General features: G+C 69.5%; 17 protein-coding genes. 11 read left to right on the top strand and 6 right to left on the bottom strand.

Annotated elements, in window-relative coordinates; genetic code table 11:
* Nucleotide 1: 1 nt before the first annotated feature.
* Complete coding sequence (locus FHX82_RS30720; RefSeq protein WP_145938734.1) at nt 2-1,597, bottom strand: acyl-CoA synthetase; 1,596 nt, start codon at nt 1,595-1,597, stop codon at nt 2-4.
* 53 nt (nt 1,598-1,650) lie between these two features.
* Between FHX82_RS30720 and FHX82_RS30725 the strand changes: the two genes are divergently transcribed.
* Nucleotides 1,651-2,439 carry a crotonase/enoyl-CoA hydratase family protein gene (locus FHX82_RS30725; RefSeq protein WP_145938735.1) on the top strand — a complete coding sequence of 263 codons (789 nt, stop codon included), beginning with the start codon at nt 1,651-1,653 and terminating at the stop codon, nt 2,437-2,439.
* A 43-nt stretch (nt 2,440-2,482) separates the two neighbouring features.
* Here the strand turns inward: FHX82_RS30725 and FHX82_RS30730 are convergent, their stop codons facing one another.
* Nucleotides 2,483-4,027, bottom strand: a complete 1,545-nt coding sequence (locus FHX82_RS30730; RefSeq protein ID WP_145938736.1) for an acyl-CoA synthetase — start codon at nt 4,025-4,027, stop codon at nt 2,483-2,485.
* 78 nt (nt 4,028-4,105) lie between these two features.
* Between FHX82_RS30730 and FHX82_RS30735 the strand changes: the two genes are divergently transcribed.
* The 4 genes from FHX82_RS30735 (at nt 4,106) to FHX82_RS30750 (ending at nt 8,343) form a co-directional block, all read left to right on the top strand.
* Nucleotides 4,106-5,062 (top strand): Zn-ribbon domain-containing OB-fold protein, encoded by a 957-nt coding sequence (locus FHX82_RS30735; RefSeq protein WP_145938737.1) that lies wholly within the window; start codon nt 4,106-4,108, stop codon nt 5,060-5,062.
* Nucleotides 5,063-5,073: 11 nt separating this feature from the next.
* Nucleotides 5,074-6,090, top strand: coding sequence for a thiolase family protein (locus FHX82_RS30740; protein ID WP_145938738.1), 1,017 nt, complete (start codon nt 5,074-5,076; stop codon nt 6,088-6,090).
* Nucleotides 6,091-7,257: a thiolase family protein gene (locus FHX82_RS30745; RefSeq protein WP_145938739.1), complete on the top strand. Its 1,167-nt coding sequence runs from the start codon at nt 6,091-6,093 to the stop codon at nt 7,255-7,257.
* Nucleotides 7,258-7,869: 612 nt separating this feature from the next.
* Nucleotides 7,870-8,343: a pyridoxamine 5'-phosphate oxidase family protein gene (locus FHX82_RS30750; protein ID WP_145937980.1), complete on the top strand. Its 474-nt coding sequence runs from the start codon at nt 7,870-7,872 to the stop codon at nt 8,341-8,343.
* A gap of 7 nt (nt 8,344-8,350) precedes the next feature.
* Here the strand turns inward: FHX82_RS30750 and FHX82_RS30755 are convergent, their stop codons facing one another.
* The gene (locus FHX82_RS30755; RefSeq protein WP_145937981.1) at nt 8,351-9,514 is read right to left on the bottom strand and encodes a steroid 3-ketoacyl-CoA thiolase; all 1,164 of its coding nucleotides are present in this window, start codon (nt 9,512-9,514) and stop codon (nt 8,351-8,353) included.
* 254 nt (nt 9,515-9,768) lie between these two features.
* On the opposite strand from FHX82_RS30755, the gene FHX82_RS30760 reads away from it, so the two are divergent.
* Nucleotides 9,769-10,995 carry a cytochrome P450 gene (locus FHX82_RS30760; protein ID WP_145937982.1) on the top strand — a complete coding sequence of 409 codons (1,227 nt, stop codon included), beginning with the start codon at nt 9,769-9,771 and terminating at the stop codon, nt 10,993-10,995.
* Between the two features lie 254 nt (nt 10,996-11,249).
* Here the strand turns inward: FHX82_RS30760 and FHX82_RS30765 are convergent, their stop codons facing one another.
* Complete coding sequence (locus tag FHX82_RS30765; RefSeq protein ID WP_145937983.1) at nt 11,250-11,651, bottom strand: winged helix-turn-helix transcriptional regulator; 402 nt, start codon at nt 11,649-11,651, stop codon at nt 11,250-11,252.
* Between the two features lie 119 nt (nt 11,652-11,770).
* Between FHX82_RS30765 and FHX82_RS30770 the strand changes: the two genes are divergently transcribed.
* The gene (locus FHX82_RS30770) at nt 11,771-12,619 is read left to right on the top strand and encodes an SDR family oxidoreductase (protein WP_145937984.1); all 849 of its coding nucleotides are present in this window, start codon (nt 11,771-11,773) and stop codon (nt 12,617-12,619) included.
* Between the two features lie 387 nt (nt 12,620-13,006).
* On the opposite strand, the gene FHX82_RS30775 is transcribed toward FHX82_RS30770, so the two are convergent.
* Complete coding sequence (locus tag FHX82_RS30775; protein WP_145937985.1) at nt 13,007-13,903, bottom strand: SDR family oxidoreductase; 897 nt, start codon at nt 13,901-13,903, stop codon at nt 13,007-13,009.
* Nucleotides 13,900-14,619, bottom strand: coding sequence for an SDR family oxidoreductase (locus tag FHX82_RS30780; protein WP_145938016.1), 720 nt, complete (start codon nt 14,617-14,619; stop codon nt 13,900-13,902). Before FHX82_RS30780 ends, FHX82_RS30775 begins: the two co-directional genes overlap by 4 nt.
* An 84-nt stretch (nt 14,620-14,703) precedes the next feature.
* Between FHX82_RS30780 and FHX82_RS30785 the strand changes: the two genes are divergently transcribed.
* From FHX82_RS30785 to FHX82_RS30800, 4 genes are all read left to right on the top strand, one after another.
* A complete protein-coding gene (locus tag FHX82_RS30785) occupies nt 14,704-15,450 on the top strand; it encodes an enoyl-CoA hydratase family protein (protein WP_145937986.1) in 747 nt (248 codons plus the stop codon).
* Entirely contained in the window at nt 15,447-16,283 is an 837-nt protein-coding gene (locus FHX82_RS30790; protein WP_145937987.1) for a CoA transferase subunit A, read from the top strand. Before FHX82_RS30785 ends, FHX82_RS30790 begins: the two co-directional genes overlap by 4 nt.
* Nucleotides 16,280-16,996, top strand: a complete 717-nt coding sequence (locus tag FHX82_RS30795) for a CoA-transferase subunit beta (RefSeq protein WP_145937988.1) — start codon at nt 16,280-16,282, stop codon at nt 16,994-16,996. Before FHX82_RS30790 ends, FHX82_RS30795 begins: the two co-directional genes overlap by 4 nt.
* A partial coding sequence (locus tag FHX82_RS30800; RefSeq protein WP_183176928.1) for an NAD(P)H-dependent flavin oxidoreductase occupies nt 16,993-17,723 on the top strand: 731 nt, incomplete at its 3' end. The genes FHX82_RS30795 and FHX82_RS30800, both read left to right, overlap by 4 nt.

Here is a 17,723-nt window from a genome sequence, read left to right on the forward strand (position 1 = left end):
CCTACCGGGCTGGCGGGTTTTCGGCCGCGTAGCGCTGGGCCCACGGGTAGTCGGGCTTTCCGCTGGGCGATCGGCCGATCGAGTCGGTGAACCAGATCGTGCGCGGCACCTTGTAGCCGGCGAGTTCGGTGCGGACGTGGGCTTCGATGGCCGCGAGATCGGGTTTCCGGTTCCCGCGCGTCTCGATGATCGCGGCGACCCGCTGGCCGAGCCGCTCGTCGGGCACGCCGATCACGAGCGCGTCGAACACGTCCGGATGCGACTTCAGCGCGCCCTCGACCTCTTCGGGGAACACCTTCTCGCCGCCGGTGTTCACGCACTGGGAACCGCGGCCCAGCAACGTGACCGTGCCGTCTTCCTCGTAGCGGGCGTAGTCGCCGGGCACGACGTAACGAGTTCCGTCGACCTCGACGAAGATCTGCTCGGTCTTCGCGGGGTCCTTGTAGTAGCCCAGCGGCAGGTGACCCCGGCGCGCGATCCGGCCCGTCGCGCCGGGTTCCTTTGGTACGACACGGTTTTCCTCGTCGAGGAGCACCGCGTCCTTGCCGAAGCTGACGCGCGGTCCCGCCGAGTGGTCGGCATCCTTTCCGAACGCGCCGATCCCGGTGAAACCGCTTTCCGACGAGCCGATGGCGTCGGTGAGGAAGACGTTGGGGAACGTCCGCAGGTACTCCTCCTTGACCGACTGGGAGAACAGCGCCGCGTGGCTGGAGACCGCGACGAGCGAGGAGGCGTCGTAGTCGCCGCGGTGGTACGCCTCGATGAGCGGGCGCGCCATCGCGTCACCGACGATCGTGAGCACGTTGACCTTGTGTTCGGCCACGTTGCGCCAGATGTCGTCGGGGTCGAACTGGGGCACGAAGACCACCGTGCCGCCGGCGAACAGCGCGCCGAACGCGGCCCACTGCGCGGCACCGTGGATCAGCGGGGCGGCGGGCAGGCGGACCAGCGCGCCCTGTTTGCCGTTCTCGGCGAGCGTCCACTCGTCGGGGACGTACTCGCCGGTGACGAAGTCGATACCGCCGCCGAGCGCACGCCACACGTCCTCGTGACGCCACACCACGCCTTTGGGGTAGCCGGTGGTGCCGCCGGTGTAGAGCATGTAGATGTCGTCGGAGCTGCGCTCGCCGAAGTCGCGCTCCTCGGCGGCCCCGGCCAGCGCGGTCTCGTACGGGACACCTTCGAAGGACTTGCCGCTGTCGTCCTCGACAACTACAACGTGTTTCAGTTTCGGGGCGTCCGGGCGGACATCGGCGACCATGTCCGCGTAGCGCTGCTCGTGCACCAGCGCGACGAGGTCGGCGTTGGTGAACAGGTAGCGCAGCTCGCCCTGGACGTAGCGGTAGTTGACGTTGATCGCGATGGCGCGCAGCTTGAAGGCCGCGTACATCGCTTCGATCATCTCGATGGAGTTTCGCGAGTACACACCGATGTGGTCGCCCTTGCCGACGCCGTGGGCGGCGAGGTGGTGGGCGAGCCGGTTGGCACGGCGGTCCAGCTCCGCGTACGTGACCCGACGGCCGCCGCACACGACCGCGGGACGATCCGGCACGGCGTCGACGGCGTGCTCGAGCAGATCCGCGATGTTGTAAGCCACTCAGTCAAAGTAGAACATGTTATTGTTTTGGGCAATGGCCCGTGGAGGTGGGGATGACCGAGCCACACGCTCTGGTGGAACAACGCGAGCACACGCTCGTGGTGACGCTCAACCGGCCGCACGCGCGGAACGCGATCAGCGGCGAGATGATGGAGATCCTCGTCGAGGCGTGGAACCGCGTGGACCGTGATCCCTCGATCCGGTCATGCGTGCTCACCGGAGCGGGTGGCGCGTTCTGCGCGGGCGCGGACCTGAAGTCGATGGCCCGCAACTCCCCCGCCGACTCGTACGAGCGCGGCACGTTCGACCCGGGACGCATCGAGGGCCTGCTGAAGGGCCGTCGCCTGACGAAGCCGTTGATCGCGGCGGTCGAGGGCGCGGCGATCGCGGGCGGCACGGAGATCCTGCAGGGCACGGACATCCGGATCGCCGGGGAGAGCGCGAAGTTCGGCGTCTCCGAGGCGCGCTGGGGCCTGTTCCCGATGGGCGGCTCGGCGGTGCGGCTGCCGCGGCAGATCCCGTACACGCTGGCGGCGGAGATCCTGTTGACGGGCAAGCACCTGACCGCGGCGGAGGCGTTGTCGATCGGGCTGATCGGGCGCGTGGTGCCGGACGGGACAGCGCTGGAGCACGCGCTGGAGGTGGCCTCGCGCATTGCGGAGAACGGGCCGCTGGCGGTGCAGGCGATCCTGCGGACGATGCGCGACACGGAGGGCATGCACGAGGAGGAGGCGTTCAAGCTGGAGGCCCAGTACGGCTTGAAGGTCTTCCAGTCCGCCGACGCGAAGGAAGGCCCGAGGGCGTTCGCGGAGAAGCGCAAGCCCCGTTTCGAGGGCCGGTAAGCGAAAGCCGCCACCGTCCAGCGGTGGCGGCTATTTCGTGTGCTCAGATCGCCCGCTCGCGGCCTTCCCAGTAGGGGTCCCGCAGCTTGCGCTTGTACAGCTTGCCGTTCGGGTCGCGGGGCAGCTCCTCGACGTAGTCCACCGACCTGGGCAGCTTGAACTTCGCCAGCCTGCCGCGTGCGTACTCCAGCAGCTCCGCCGTCAGTTCTTCGCTCGGTTCGACGCCCTCGGCCGGCTGCACGACGGCCTTGATCTCCTCGCCCCAGTCCTCGTGCGGCACGCCGAACACCGCGACATCCGCGACCTTCGGGTGCATCACCAGCTCGTTCTCGATCTCCGCCGGGTAGATGTTCACCCCACCGGAGATGATCATGTCGTTCTTGCGGTCGTGCAGGAACAGGTAGCCGTCCTCGTCGAGGTAGCCGACGTCCCCGAGCGTGAACAGGTTCCCGACGCGCGCCTTCTCCGTCTTGGCCTTGTCCTTGTGATACTCGAACGTCGAACTGCCCATGCGCATGTACACCGCGCCCGGCTGCCCCGGCGGCAGCTCGTTGCCGTCGTCGTCGAGGACCTTGACCACCGAACCCGGCCACGGCCGCCCGACCGAGCCCGGCTTGCGCAGCCATTCCTCGCCGCTGATCACGGTGCCGCCACCCTCGGTGGCGGCGTAGTAGTCCGTCACCACCGGGCCCCACCACTCCAGCATCCGCCGCTTGACCTCGGGCGGGCACGGCGCCGCGCCGTGGATCATGTTCCGCAGCGAGGACACGTCGTAGGACTTGCGCACGTCCTCCGGCAGCGCCAGCAGGCGCCGGAACTGCGTGGGCACCATGTGGCTGTGCGTCACGCGGTACCGCTCGATCAGCCGCAGCATCTCCTCCGGGTCCCAGCGGTCCATCAGCACGACGGGATGCCCGAGCTGGATCGAAATCGAGGCGAAGTTGAGCACCGCCGTGTGGTACAGCGGCGAGCCGCACAGGTGCACGTGGTCGTCGAACGGTTCGAGACCGAAGATGCCGAAGAACCAGGCGGACGCGGCGGGCACCTCGTCGGGATCGGCTCCCGTCAGCGGCCGCCGCACCCCCTTGGGCCGCCCGGTCGTCCCCGACGTGTACAGCATCGGCGAACCGGCCGTGCGCCGAGGCGGCCGTCCTTCGCCGCCCGCGCCCAGCTCCCGCACCGAGCGGAAACCGTCGATGCTGCCGACCGCGAAGCGCCCTTCGGTGGGCAACCCCGCTTCGTCGGCCGCGGCGACCGCGGCGTCGGCGAAGCGTTCGTGCGCCAGAAGCGCCTTCGCCCCGCTGTCGGTGAGGATGTACGCGATCTCGTGACCGACGAGGTGCCAGTTGACCATCACGACGTACAGCCCGGACTGGATCGCGGCGAAGTACGCCGCCAGCAGCTCGTGGCTGTTGGGCTGCAGCACCACCACGGCGTCCCCGGTGTCCAGGCCCAGCTCCTGCAGGCCCCGCGCGTAGGCGTCGGCCTTCGCGGCGAGCGTGCCGTAGTCGATCTCCGTGCCGTCCGGGTCGATCACGGCCGTCAGGTCCGGTTTCTCCGCGGCGATGCGCCACAGCCCTGTCGTCATACGTCCGAATCTAGAACGTGTTCCACATAGGGGCAAGTGCGTCTTGCCGCCATTTCGAGAACGTGTTTCACTTTCGGGGTGGCTACCGTGCTGTCAGCTCCGCTCGAAGTCGGCTTCGACTACACGCGTTCGCTCGGGCCGGTGCTCGGGCGCTTCGTCCAGGGTCTGCGGGAACGCCGGATCGAAGGCATCCGCGGCTCGGACGGGCGGGTCCACGTGCCCCCCGTCGAGTACGACCCGGTGACCGCGGCACCCCTCACCGAGTTCGTGCCGGTGGGCGAAGAAGGCACCGTCGTGTCCTGGTCCTGGATGGCGGAACCCCTGGAGGGACAACCGCTTTCGCGTCCGTTCGCATGGGCCCTGGTCAAGCTCGACGGGGCCGACACGCCGATGCTGCATGCCGTCGACGCCGGGTCGCCCGAGAACGTCCACACCGGACAGCGGGTGCGTGTCCGGTGGGCCGACGAGACCGTGGGGCACATCCGCGACCTCGCGTACTTCGTCCCCGTCGGCGCGCCCGACGGCACCGCGCCCGAACCGCCGCCGTCCGCCGAGCGCGACGGCATCGTGATCACCCCGGTGCACCTGCACTACGAGCACTCCGCCTCCCCCGAGGAGAGCCGCTACCTGCGGGCGCTCGCCGACGGACGGCTGATCGGCCAGCGCTGCCCGGCGTGCGGCAAGGTCTACATCCCGCCGCGCGGCGCCTGCCCCGTCGACGGCGTGCCGACCGAGGAAGAGATCGAGCTGCCCGACACCGGCATCGTCACGACGTTCTGCATCGTCAACGTGCCGTTCCTGGGGCAGCGCATCAAGCCGCCGTACGTCGCGGCGTACATCCTGCTCGACGGCGCCGACATCGCGTTCCTGCACCTGGTGCTGGGCTGCGACGCGAGCGAGGTGCGGATGGGGATGCGGGTGCGGGCCTCGTGGAAACCGCGTGAGGAGTGGTGGACGAGCCTGGAGAACATCTCCCACTTCCAGCCGACCGGCGAGCCGGACGCGCCGTACGAGTCCTTCGCCCACCACCTGTGAGAGGTGTTCCGATGCCAGATGTAGCAGTGGTCGCCTTCGCGCAGGCGCCGAACGTCCGCCGCACCCCGGGCACCACGAACGGGGTCGAGATGCTGGTGCCCATCTTCGCCGACGTGTTCTCCCGGACCGGACTGTCCAAGAAGGACATCGGGTTCTGGTGCTCCGGCTCGTCGGACTACCTCGCCGGACGGGCGTTCTCGTTCATCTCGGCGGTGGACGCGATCGGCGCGTTCCCGCCCATCCACGAGTCGCACGTGGAGATGGACGCGGCGTGGGCGCTGTACGAGGCGTGGCTGAAGATCCGCATGGGCGAGGTCGACACCGCGCTCGTGTACGGGTTCGGCAAGTCGTCGGCGGGACAGCTGCGGCGGGTGCTCGCGCTGCAGCTCGACCCGTACACGGTGGCCCCGCTGTGGCCCGACTCGATCAGCATCGCGGCACTGCAGGCGCGGCTGGGGCTCGAAGCCGGGTTGTGGAGCGAGAAGGATCTGGCGGAAGTGGCGGCCCGGCACCGGGACACCGACGCTGCGTCCCTTTTGGACGAACCGTACCTCGCCGATCCCCTGCGGCGGCACGACGTCGCGCCGATCACCGATGGCGCGGCCGTGATCATCCTGGCTTCGGCGTCCCGCGCCAAGGAGTTCACCGAGCGACCGGCGGTGATCACCGGGATCGAGCACCGGGTGGACACGCCCGTGCTCGGCGCGCGGGACCTCACGCGCGCGCCGTCGGCGGAAGCGGCGGCGCGGGCGGCCGGGATCTCCGGTGTCGAGGTCGCCGAGCTGCACGCGCCGTTCACCCATCAGGAGCTGATCCTGCGGGCGTCGCTGGGGCTCGACGACCGGGTCCGGGTCAACCCGTCGGGTGGCGCGCTCGCCGCGAACCCGATGTTCGCGGCGGGCCTGGCGCGCATCGGGCACGCGGCGCAGGAGATCTTCGCCGGGCGCGCCGACCGCGTGCTCGCCCACGCCACGAGTGGTCCCGCGCTGCAACAGAACCTCGTCGCGGTCATGGAAGGACTCGACTGAATGGGCAAGCAACTGGCCGCGGTGCTCGGCACCGGGCAGACCCACCACCGGGCCAAGCGGACCGACGTGTCGATGCCGGGCCTGCTGCGCGAGGCGATCGACCGCGCGATGGCCGACGCGCAGGTGGAGTGGGCCGACATCGACGCGGTGGTGCTCGGCAAGGCGCCGGACCTGTTCGAGGGCGTCATGATGCCGGAGCTGTTCCTGGCGGACTCCCTCGGCGCGACCGGGAAACCGTTGCTGCGCGTGCACACCGCCGGTTCGGTGGGCGGTTCGACGGCGCTGGTGGCGGCGTCGCTCGTGCAGGCGGGAGTGCACCGGCGGGTGCTGACCGTGGCGTACGAGAAGCAGTCCGAGTCGAACGCGATGTGGGCGCTGTCGATCATGCCTCCGTTCAACATGCCGGTCGGCGCGGGCGCGGGCGGGTACTTCGCGCCGCACGTGCGGTCGTACATCCGCCGTTCCGGGGCGCCCGAGCACGTGGGCGCGATCGTGGCGGCGAAGGACCGGCGCAACGGGGCGCTGAACCCGTTCGCGCACCTGCGGCAGGCGGAGATCACGGTGGAGTCGGTGCGGGCGTCGCAGATGCTGTGGGATCCGATCCGTTACGACGAGACGTGCCCTTCGTCGGACGGCGCGTGTGCGATCGTGCTGGGCGACGAGGCGGCCGGTGAGGCTGTCCCCGGTGGTGCGGCGTGGATCCACGCGACGGCGATGCGCACGGAGCCGACGACCTTCGCGGGCCGCGACCAGGTGAACCCGCAGGCGGGCCGCGACGCGGCGGCGGCGCTGTGGCGCGAGGCGGGGATCACCGATCCACTGTCCGAAGTGGACGCGGCGGAGATCTACGTGCCGTTCTCGTGGTTCGAGCCGATGTGGCTGGAGAACCTGGGTTTCACGCCGGAGGGCGAGGGCTGGAAGCTGACGGAGTCGGGGGAAACGGCCCTGGGCGGCCGCCTGCCGGTCAACCCGTCGGGCGGGGTGCTGTCGTCGAACCCGATCGGGGCGTCGGGCATGCTGCGCTTCGCGGAGGCGGCGAAGCAGGTGATGGGCCGCGCGGGCGACTACCAGGTCGACGGCGCCCGGGTGGCACTGGGACACGCCTACGGCGGTGGGTCGCAGTACTTCTCGATGTGGGTGGTGGGCTCGGAGAAGCCCGGGGCTTGAGCGGAGCGGGGCGCTTGGGCGGGGGCGGGGCTCGGGCGGGCCGGGCGCTTGGGCGGGGGCGGGGCTCGGGCGGGCCGGGCGCTTTGGCTGGGCGGGCGCTCGGGCGAAGCCGGTGCTCGGGCTGGGCGGGCGCTCGGGCGAAGCCGGTGCTCGGGCTGGGCGGGCGCTCGGGCGAAGCCGGTGCTCGGGCTGGGCGGGCGCTCGGGCGATGCTTCGGCTCGCGGGGCGTCCTGCCGCCTGCCCGCTCCCGATTCCGGCCGGTATTCCAACCATCTCACCCATCCCCTCGCCCACAGCCCCACGCGGCCCTCTCACCCGCGATGCCGTAGTCACCAGCCCACCTCCTGCCACCCCCCTTCCCCGGCCGCCCTGCCCCACCCCAAGCCACCTCTCCTCCCACCCCTCCCCAGGCCGCCCTGCCCCACCCCAAGCCACCTCTCCTCCCACCCCTCCCCAGGCCACCCGACCCTTCCCCAAGCCACCTCTCCTGCCATCCCTCCCCGAGCCGCCCGGCCCCACCGCCCCTTCCGAACCACCCGGCACCGAGCCCAGCCCCACCCCCACTTCCCGAGCCGCCCGTTTTTGTCGGTGCCCGGTGCGACACTGCTGGGCATGGCCACCTGGCAGGAGTTCTCACGGCAGGCGCCCGGGTTCGCGGAGCGGGTCCGGGCGCGGTTCGACGCTGCCGCAAGTCATGTGCTGGCAACGGTTCGCCGCGACGGCTCACCTCGCGTGAGCGGCAGCGAGGTCCGTTACGCCGGCCCGCACATGTACATCGGCTCGATGCTCGACGCCCGGAAGGCACAGGATCTGCGGCGGGACAGGCGCTTCGCGCTCCACGCCTTTCCGAGCGCCGAGGGCGACGCCAAGGTCGCGGGCGCCGTCGTCGAGGTCACCGACCAGTCCGAGGTTGACGTCGTCCAGGGTGACGTGCAGCCCTGTCACCTGTTCCGTCTCGACCTCACCGAGGCGGTCATGACCGAGGTGGAAGGCAACACGCTCGTGATCACCGTGTGGCACCCCGGCGCGCCACCGGTGCGGTACGAGCGTCCGGACAACGGGCCGGTGGTGCGTATCGAGAGCTGACCACAACTCAACAACGCTCCAGGATCGTGCCGGTGGAGAGGGCTCCGCCCGCACACATCGTGACCAGCGCGGTGCTCGCGTCGAGGCGTTCGAGCTCGTGCAGCGCGGTGGTGATCAGCCGGGCCCCGGTGCAGCCGACGGGATGCCCGAGCGCGATCGCGCCACCGTTCACGTTCACCTTGGCCGGATCCGGCCGGTGCACCTGCTGCCACGACAGGACCACCGACGCGAACGCCTCGTTGACCTCGAACAGGTCCAGGTCCTCGATGCTCATGCCCGCGCGCCGCAGCACGCGTTCGGTCGCCTGGACGGGACCGTCCAGGTGGTAGTAGGGCTCGGCGCCGACGAGCGCCTGCGCCAGGATGCGAGCACGCGGCCGGAGGCCGAGCGCTCGAGCGCGGTCGGCGTCCATGAGCAGCACGGCCGCGGCGCCGTCGGAGATCTGGGACGAGGTGCCCGCGGTGTGCACGCCGCCTTCGAGGACGGGCTTGAGCTTGGCCAGCCCTTCGAGCGTCGTGTCCCGTAGCCCCTGATCCTGGGTGACCAGACGGGTCTCACCCGTCGGCGAGCCGTGCTCGTCCAGCACCGGAGCCTTCACCGGCACGATCTCGCGGTCGAACCGGCCCTGCGCCCACGCCGTGGCGGCCTTCGCCTGCGAGGCGAGGCCGAAGCGGTCGATGTCCTCGCGCGTGAGGCCCCGGCGCTGCGCGATGCGCTCGGCAGCGCCGTACTGGTTGGGCAGGTCGATCGACCAGGAGTCCGGTCGCGGCTGGCCCACGTCCGTACCGCGGTTCGCGCCGAGCGGCACGCGGCTCATCGCCTCGATCCCGCAGGCGACGCCGACGTCGATGGCACCCGCGGCGATGAGCCCTGCCACCAGGTGGGCCGCCTGCTGGGCGCTGCCGCACTGGGCGTCGATCGTCGTCGCTCCGGTCTCCTGCGGCAGCCCGGCGTGCAGCCACGCGGTGCGGGTGACGTTGCCCGCCTGCTCGCCTGCCTGCGTGACGCATCCGCCGATCACCTGCTCGACGGATGCGGGGTCGAGCCCGGCTCGTTCGAGCAGTGCCGCCTGCGCGGTGCCCAGCAGTTCGGCGGCGTGCAGTCCCGAGAGCACGCCGCGGCGCTTCCCGATCGGCGTGCGGACGGCCTCGACGACGACGGGTTCGCCCACGGGAGTCTCCTTTGTCCGGATGAGGCGGCAGACTGCCCTAAAAGTAGAACAAGTTTCAGTTGCAAGCAAGCTCCGCGCAGGTAGAACCCCGTGTCGATCAAGCAGAGCGTGTACCAGTCGGACCAGCGATTCCATGATCCTGATCGAAAAAGTAAACGGGTATCACCGAAAGGCTGTTCTGAGTTAACACCGTATGCTTCAATCGAATCCTAGAACGTGTTCCACGACGACGTGTGGCACCTCGGGAGGTAGCCGTGGCAACACCGATGATCCCCGCCGGCTTCGATTTCACCGATCCCGACCTCTACGCCGAACGCCTGCCACTGGAGGAGTTCGCCGAACTGCGCCGGACCGCTCCGGTCTGGTGGAACTCCCAACCCCACAACACCGCCGGCTTCGGCGACGACGGTTTCTGGGTGGTGACGCGGCTCGAGGACGTGAAGGCGGTTTCCCGCGACAGCGAACTGTTCTCCTCACAGGAGAAGCTGGCGATCATCCGCTTCGACCAGAACATGACTCCCGAGGGCATGGACGCGAACCGCCTGGTGCTGCTGAACATGGACGCCCCGCAGCACACGAAGCTGCGCCGCATCGTGTCGAAGGGCTTCACGCCGCGAGCGATCGGGAAGCTGGAGGACACGCTGCGCGAGCGGGCCGCGCGGATCGTGCACGAGGCGAAACTCAAGGGCTCCGGCGACTTCGTGCAGGACGTGGCGTGCGAGCTGCCGCTGCAGGCGATCGCCGAGCTGATCGGGATTCCGCAGGAGGACCGGCGGAAGATCTTCGACTGGTCGAACCAGATGATCGGCTACGACGACCCGGAGTACGACGTCGAGCCGATCGCCGCGTCGGCGGAACTGGTGGGCTACGCGTGGAACATGGCGGAGGACCGCCGCCGCTGCCCGATGGACGACATCGTCACGAAGCTGATCCACGCGGACGTCGACGGCGAGGCGCTCAACTCGGAGGAGTTCGGGTTCTTCGTGATCCTGCTCGCGGTGGCCGGCAACGAAACCACGCGCAACGCGATCACGCACGGCATGAAGGCCTTCCTCGACCACCCCGACCAGTGGGAACTGTACAAGCAGCAGCGCCCGAAGACGGCCCCGGACGAGATCGTCCGCTGGGCGACGCCCGTCGTGGCGTTCCAGCGCACCGCCACGGCGGACACCGAACTGGGCGGCCAGCACATCCGCCGCGGAGACCGCGTCGGCTTGTTCTACAGCTCGGCCAACTTCGACCCCGAGGTGTTCGACCACCCGGAACGCTTCGACGTCCTCCGGGCCGACAACCCCCACGTCGGGTTCGGGGGCACGGGTTCGCACTACTGCATCGGCGCGAACCTGGCCCGCCTAGAGATCGACCTGATCTTCAACGCCATCGCCGACGAGATGCCCGGCATCCGCGAAGTCGCGCCGCCGCAACGCCTCCGCTCGGGCTGGCTCAACGGGATCAAGCACTACGAGGTGTCGTACACCTGATGTCGTGGCGCTCGCGGCCGGGCCCGAAACTCGGCCGCTGAACCACTTCCTGTCTCGCCACTCGCACGGTTGCTGCTCCGTTCGAGCGCCTTCTCACCACCGCGGTCCCTGCTGCTCCGATCACAGGCAGCCCGATCGCCGGTAGGCGACGATCACCCCGCACCGTCCGGCCTTTCGCTTCCGAACCCACCGATTCGGCCACGGCCCACCATGTCTCGGCGGGACGCGGGCTGGTTTCCGAATTCACGCCGGAACTACTGTCGCGCCTTCGCCTCGTCGTAGCGTTCACGGGCAGCGGCAACCTCGGGAACCTTGCTCTCCACGAAGTCGATCAGTTCCCGCAGCTTCCCCGCTGCCTCCCGCCCGCTCGGCGTGAGGCTGTACTCCACCCGTGGCGGAATGGTCGGCTGGGCCTCGCGGTGCACGAAACCGTCCCGTTCGAGGGCCTGCAAAGTCTGGGCGAGCATCTTTTCGCTCACGCCATCCACCTTGCGCCGCAGCGCGTTGAACCGGACCGGGCCCTCCGCCAGCGCCACGAGTGCCAGCGTGCCCCAGCGGCCGGTGATGTGCTCGAGGATCGTCCGCGAGGAGCAGGCGCGCGCGAACACGTCCGCGACCAGCTGGTCCTGCTCCAGATCCGACACGTCGGAACTCATACCTGTCACGGTACCTCGCGGTTCAGCGGGAGCAATGTGACAGTACTTACCCTTGGTTGGCACTTTCTCAAAGTTAGTACAAACTTGGGCACAGCAACCAAGACCAAGGAGAGCCGCACATGATCGTCGTCACCGGGGCCACCGGCCAGCTGGGCCGTCTCGTCGTCGCGGGCCTGAAGGAGAAGCTGCCCGCTGATCAGGTCGTCGCCGCCGTCCGGTCGCCCGAGAAGGCCCGCGACCTGGGCGTCACCGTTCGCAAGGCGGACTACAACGAGCCCGCCACCCTCGCCGCAGCCTTCGAGGGGGCCGACAAGGTCCTGTTGGTTTCGGGCAGCGAGGTCGGCTCGCGGGTGCCGCAGCACCGGGCCGTCGTCGAGGCCGCCCAGCAGGCCGGCGTCTCGCTGCTGGTCTACACGAGCGCCCCGAAGGCCGACACCAGCCCGCTGATCCTCGCGCCCGAGCACAAGGCCACCGAGGAGATCATCCGCGAGTCCGGCCTGCCGTACGTGTTCCTGCGCAACGGTTGGTACAACGAGAACTACGAGCAGACCGTCCAGCAGGCGGTGCAGACCGGCGGGTTCGTCGGCAGCGCCGGCGAGGGCAGGACGGCGAGCGCCGCCCGCGCGGACTACGCCGCGGCGGCCGTCGCGGTGCTGACCGGCGAAGGTCACGCGAACAAGATCTACGAGTTGTCGGGCGACGTGGCGTGGACGCGCTCCGAGCTGGCCGCGACGATCTCAGAGGTCGCCGGGAAGCCCGTCACCTACACGAATCTGACGCCTGAGCAGCACAAGGCCGCCCTGCTCGAAGCCGGCCTGCCCGAGGGCACGGCGGACTTCGTGGTCGCACTGGACGGCAACACGAGGGACGGTCTCCTGGGCGAGATCACGGACGACCTGCGACAGCTCATCGGCCGTCCCACCACGCCGATCGCGGACACCGTGGCGGAGATCGTGAAGTCCCTCTGAGTCGCGCCCGCTCGGCCCGAGCCCCGCCCGGGCCGAGCGGCGAGATTCGCGGCTCGGGCACCGGCTGCTGAAGGAATGTGTCAAGCCCGGCGCTGAGGCAGTATGCCTCACCGTCGCGCACCGCTGCGACCAGAACGCCCCACCAACCCGGCTCGCACTGCCGAAACCGGCTACGCCCCTCGCTCACGCCCGAAGCCACTCATCGACCGCCCTTCTCCTAGCGGCCGCCGCGTCCCCATTTCGCGCACACCCTACGTGGTCGGGACGCCCGCACCGCCGCAGAGGAGCCCACCCGCCTCTCGCTGTCGGAGTACGACGACACCGTCACCGATGTGCCGCCATGAACCAGCCCGCCGAGCAACGAGCCCGTTCAAGGCCCGCGCCCCCTCACTCCGCGCCGTACACCGGCTCCGGCTCGGGTGCTTCCGCGAGCAGACGCTCCACCACCGGGCCCAGCTCCGCCGGTTCCCACCGATCGCCCTTGTCGACCGCCGCGCCGTGGCGCCAGCCCTGGGCCAGCGACACGCGACCACCGTCCACTTCGAACACCCGGCCCGTCACCCCCGCCGATTCCGTGCTGCCCAGCCACACCACGAGCGGCGACACGTTTTCCGGCGCCATCGCGTCGAACCCCGACTCCGGCACAGCCATGTCGAACGTCGGTTCCGTCATGCGCGTCCGAGCGGCCGGCGCGATCGCGTTCACCGTCACCCCGTAGCGCGCCAGCTCCGCGGCCGCCACGATCGTCAACCCCGCGATCCCCGCCTTCGCCGCCGAGTAGTTGCCCTGACCGACGCTGCCCAGCAGCCCCGCACCCGAACTGGTGTTGATCACCCTCGCCTGCGGTAGCCGTCCCGCCTTCGCCTCGCCACGCCAGTACGCCGCCGCATGCCGCAGTGGCGCGAAATGCCCCTTCAGGTGCACACGGATCACCGCGTCCCACTCGTCCTCGGCGAGATTCACCAGCATCCGGTCCCGCAGGAATCCCGCGTTGTTCACCAGCACGTCCAGCCGCCCGAAGCGCTCCAGCGCGGTGTCGACCAGCCGTTCCGCGCCCGCCCAGTCCGCGACATCGTCGGTGTTCGCGACAGCCTTTCCGCCCAGCGCCTCGATTTCCTCGACCACCTGCTGAGCCGGTCCGGTCGACGCTCCGCTGCCGTCGAGGCCCACGCCGTAGTCGTTCACCACGACCTGCGCCCCTTCCCGCGCGAACGCCAGCGCGTGCGCACGTCCGATCCCCCGACCCGCGCCCGTCACGACAACGACCCGACCCTCGACGATCATGTGCCCTCCCTGAGAAACGCCGGAACCTCGCCGCCGCCGTGCACCTTCAACGTCGCCCCGCTGACGTACGAAGCCAACGGTGAGGCGAGGAACGCCACGCAGGCGCCCACTTCCTCCGGCTCCGCCAACCGTCCTAACGGGACGGTCGAACCGGTCTGCTCGGTGTAATGCAGATCCGCTCGTTCGGTGCGCACCATTCCGACGTCGAGCGAGTTCACCCGCACCTTCGGCGCCCACTCGACCGCGAGGCTCGCCGTGAGGTTGTCGAGTCCCGCTTTCGCAGCGCCGTACGACGCGGTGCCCGGCGAAGCCCGGGTCGCGGACACGCTGCTGATGTTCACGATCACGCCACCGGAATCCTGTTGCTGCATCACAAAGTTCGCCCGCCGCGCGACGAAGAGCGGTGCCAGCAGGTTCAGCTCGACCACCTTCGCGTGAAACCGGACCGACGCCGAGGCCTCCGCGTGCGGCGCCCCGCCGGCGTTGTTGACCAGCACGTCGAGCCGGTCGAAACCCTCGATCAGCCGCTCCACGTCCTCCGGATTCCGCACGTCGCAGCGCACGAACTCCGCACCCTCGACGGGCGTTTCCGGTTCCGTGCGCCCGCAGGCGACCACCCGCGCGCCAGCACGCAGCAGCATCCGTGTGATCCCCGCGCCAACTCCGCGCATGCCGCCGGTCACGAGGACGACCGCGCCGTCGAGCTCCAGGTCCAGCACTGGCGACCTCCGAACCACTATGCGCCCCTCGAGCGTCCTGTTAACCTACCAAGCAAGTGCTAGGTTTGGAAGAAGGCGGCCATGCCCATCACCACGCAGCACCCGCAGCCCGGTATCGCCGTGGTCACGGTGGATGTTCCCCCGGTCAACGCCCTGCCCGTGCGAGGTTGGTTCGACCTGGCCGACGAGGTCACCGCGGCGGGGCGAGACCCCGCGACACACGTGGTGGTCCTCCGCGCCGAGGGCCGCGGCTTCAACGCGGGCGTCGACATCAAGGAAATCCAGCGCGACAAGTCGTTCGACGCGCTGATCGGCGTCAACCACGGTTGTGCCGCCGCCTTCTCCGCCGTCTACGACTGTGCCGTCCCAGTGATCGCCGCAGTGCACGGTTTCTGCCTCGGTGGTGGCGTCGGCCTGGTGGGCAACGCCGACGTGGTGATCGCCGCGGACGACGCGACCTTCGGATTGCCCGAAGTGGACCGTGGCGCCCTCGGCGCGGCGACCCACCTCGCCCGCCTCGTTCCTCAGCACCTCATGCGCGCGCTGTACTACACGGCGAGCACCATCGACGCGCACCAGTTGCACCACCACGGTTCCGTATACGCCGTCGTCCCACGCGAGGAACTCGACGAGACCGCGCTCGACCTCGCGCGAAGCATCGCCGCCAAGGACACCCGGGTAATCCGCGCGGCGAAGCAGGCGATCAACGGCATAGACCCGCAGGCCGTGCACCACAGTTACCGCTTCGAGCAGGGCTTCACCTTCGAGCTCAACCTCGCCGGAGTCTCCGACAGCGCTCGGCAGGCTTTTCTCGAGAAGGGGGCGTGATGGACAAACGGATGACCGCCGACGAGGTGGTGGCACAGTTGTGGGACGGGATGACGCTCGGCATCGGCGGCTGGGGCTCGCGCCGCAAGCCGATGGCGCTCATCCGCGCCATTCTGCGCTCCCCCCTCAAGGATCTGACCATCGTCTCCTACGGTGGTCCCGACGTCGGACTGCTCGCCTCCGCGGGCAAGATCCGGCGGTTGGTGTTCGGTTTCGTGACACTCGATTCAGTTCCTTTCGATCCTTGGTTCAACCGGGCACGAGAAAACGGTGACATCGAGGTGACCGAATACGACGAGGGCGTCTTCGGCACCGGACTTTCCGCCGCCGCGCAACGCCTTCCCTTCCTCCCGACGCGCGCGGGGCTGGGTTCGGACGTCCTGCGCTACAACCCGGAACTGCGCACAATCCGCTCCCCCTACACCGACGAGGAACTGCTGGCAGTGCCCGCGCTGAAGCTCGACGCGTCACTCGTGCACCTCAACCGCGCCGACGCGCGAGGCAATGCCCAGTACCTCGGCCCCGACCCGTACTTCGACGAACTGTTCGCCCTCGCCGCCGATCGGTGTTACGTCTCCACCGAACGGATCGTGGACGAGTTCGACGGCCCCGTGCAGACGCTCCTACTGAACCGCGCGAGCGTGCACGGCGTCGTCGAAACCCCACACGGAGCACACTTCACCACCGCCGCTCCCGACTACGGTCGCGACGAACCCTTCCAGCGCCACTACGCGGCCTCCGCGAAGGATCCCGAGCTGTGGCCGGCCTTCGTCGACCGGTTCCTCTCCGGCGACGAAGCGAGCTACCAGGCCGCCATTGCGGAGTTCGCATGAGCGACGCGACGAGAGCCGAGGTGGCCGTGATCGCCTGCGCCGAACTCTTCCGCGGAGACGGCGAAATCCTGGCGAGCCCCATGGGACTCATCCCGTCGCTCGGTGCGCGGCTCGCCCGGCTCACGTTCGAGCCGGACCTGCTGCTCACCGACGGCGAGGCGTGCCTGGTCACCGACAGCGCTGTCGAGGGCTGGCAGCCGTTCCGCAAGGTGCTCGACACCGTCGTGCCGCACGGCAAGCGGCACGTGGTGATGGGGGCGAACCAGATCGACCGGCACGGCAACCAGAACATCTCGGCGATCGGCGACCACACGCGACCGAAGAAGCAGTTGCTCGGCATGCGGGGCGCGCCGGGCAACACGGTCAACCACCGCACGAGCTACTGGGTGCCGCGACACAGCCGCCGTGTCTTCGTCGACGAGGTGGACGTGGTGTGCGGGGTGGGTTTCGAACGCGCTCGCGATGCTGGGGTAGAACGCTTTCACGACCTGCACCGGGTGGTGACCAACCTCGGCGTGTTGGACCTCCGGCCGGACGGAATCCGGCTCCTGTCGGTGCATCCTGGGGTTTCGGTGGACGACGTGGTCGAGAACACGACGTTCGAGCTCGATGTTACACAGGCGGTGGAGACCCGGCTACCCTCCGCCGAGGAGTTACACCTTCTGCGTGATGTTCTCGATCCGAAGTCGTTGCGGGACAAGGAAGTCCGATGAGGACGGAATTCACGGACTTGACGGGCGTCGAACACCCCGTGGTACAAACAGGTATGGGCTGGGTGGCCGGGCCCCGCCTGGTGTCCGCCACCGCCGAGGCGGGCGCACTGGGAATCCTGGCCTCGGCCACCATGACGTACGAAGAACTCGAAGCGGCGATCAAGGAAACCCGTGCCCGCACGGGAAATCCCTTCGGAGTCAATCTGCGCGCCGACGCGGAGGACGCCGAACGCCGGGTCGACCTGCTCATCCGGGAAGGTGTCCGGGTGGCGTCGTTCGCGCTCGCGCCGAGGCGGGAGCTGATCGCACGCCTGAAGGACGCCGGGGTGGTCGTCGTCCCGTCCGTCGGGGCGGCGAGACACGCCGAGAAGGTCGCGGCGTGGGGCGCGGACGCGGTGATCGTGCAGGGCGGCGAAGGCGGTGGTCACACCGGCGGCGTCGCGACGACGCTCCTGCTGCCATCGGTGCTGAACGCGGTCGACATCCCCGTCGTCGCCGCGGGCGGGTTCTTCGATGGCCGTGGGCTGGCGGCCGCGCTGGCCTACGGGGCGGCGGGCGTGGCCATGGGAACACGCTTCCTGCTCACGCGGGAGAGCACGGTGCCGGACGAGGTCAAGCAGGCCTACCTGCAACGAGGCCTCGGCGACACGGTGGTCACGAGGAAGGTCGACGGGCTGCCGCACCGGGTCCTGCGCACCGAACTGGTCGACGCGCTGGAGCGGTCCGG

The sequence above is a fragment of the Amycolatopsis bartoniae genome, assembly GCF_014191255.1.
GTDB classification, from domain to species: domain Bacteria; phylum Actinomycetota; class Actinomycetes; order Mycobacteriales; family Pseudonocardiaceae; genus Amycolatopsis_E; species Amycolatopsis_E bartoniae.

Coding starts and splice junctions, on each gene's coding strand:
- FHX82_RS30725 (WP_145938735.1), top strand. CDS start 1,651: ATGACCGAGCCACACGCTCTGGTGGAACAACGCGAGCACACGCTCGTG.
- FHX82_RS30730 (WP_145938736.1), bottom strand. CDS start 4,027: ATGACGACAGGGCTGTGGCGCATCGCCGCGGAGAAACCGGACCTGACG.
- FHX82_RS30740 (WP_145938738.1), top strand. CDS start 5,074: ATGCCAGATGTAGCAGTGGTCGCCTTCGCGCAGGCGCCGAACGTCCGC.
- FHX82_RS30745 (WP_145938739.1), top strand. CDS start 6,091: ATGGGCAAGCAACTGGCCGCGGTGCTCGGCACCGGGCAGACCCACCAC.
- FHX82_RS30750 (WP_145937980.1), top strand. CDS start 7,870: ATGGCCACCTGGCAGGAGTTCTCACGGCAGGCGCCCGGGTTCGCGGAG.
- FHX82_RS30765 (WP_145937983.1), bottom strand. CDS start 11,651: ATGAGTTCCGACGTGTCGGATCTGGAGCAGGACCAGCTGGTCGCGGAC.
- FHX82_RS30770 (WP_145937984.1), top strand. CDS start 11,771: ATGATCGTCGTCACCGGGGCCACCGGCCAGCTGGGCCGTCTCGTCGTC.
- FHX82_RS30775 (WP_145937985.1), bottom strand. CDS start 13,903: ATGATCGTCGAGGGTCGGGTCGTTGTCGTGACGGGCGCGGGTCGGGGG.
- FHX82_RS30785 (WP_145937986.1), top strand. CDS start 14,704: ATGCCCATCACCACGCAGCACCCGCAGCCCGGTATCGCCGTGGTCACG.
- FHX82_RS30795 (WP_145937988.1), top strand. CDS start 16,280: ATGAGCGACGCGACGAGAGCCGAGGTGGCCGTGATCGCCTGCGCCGAA.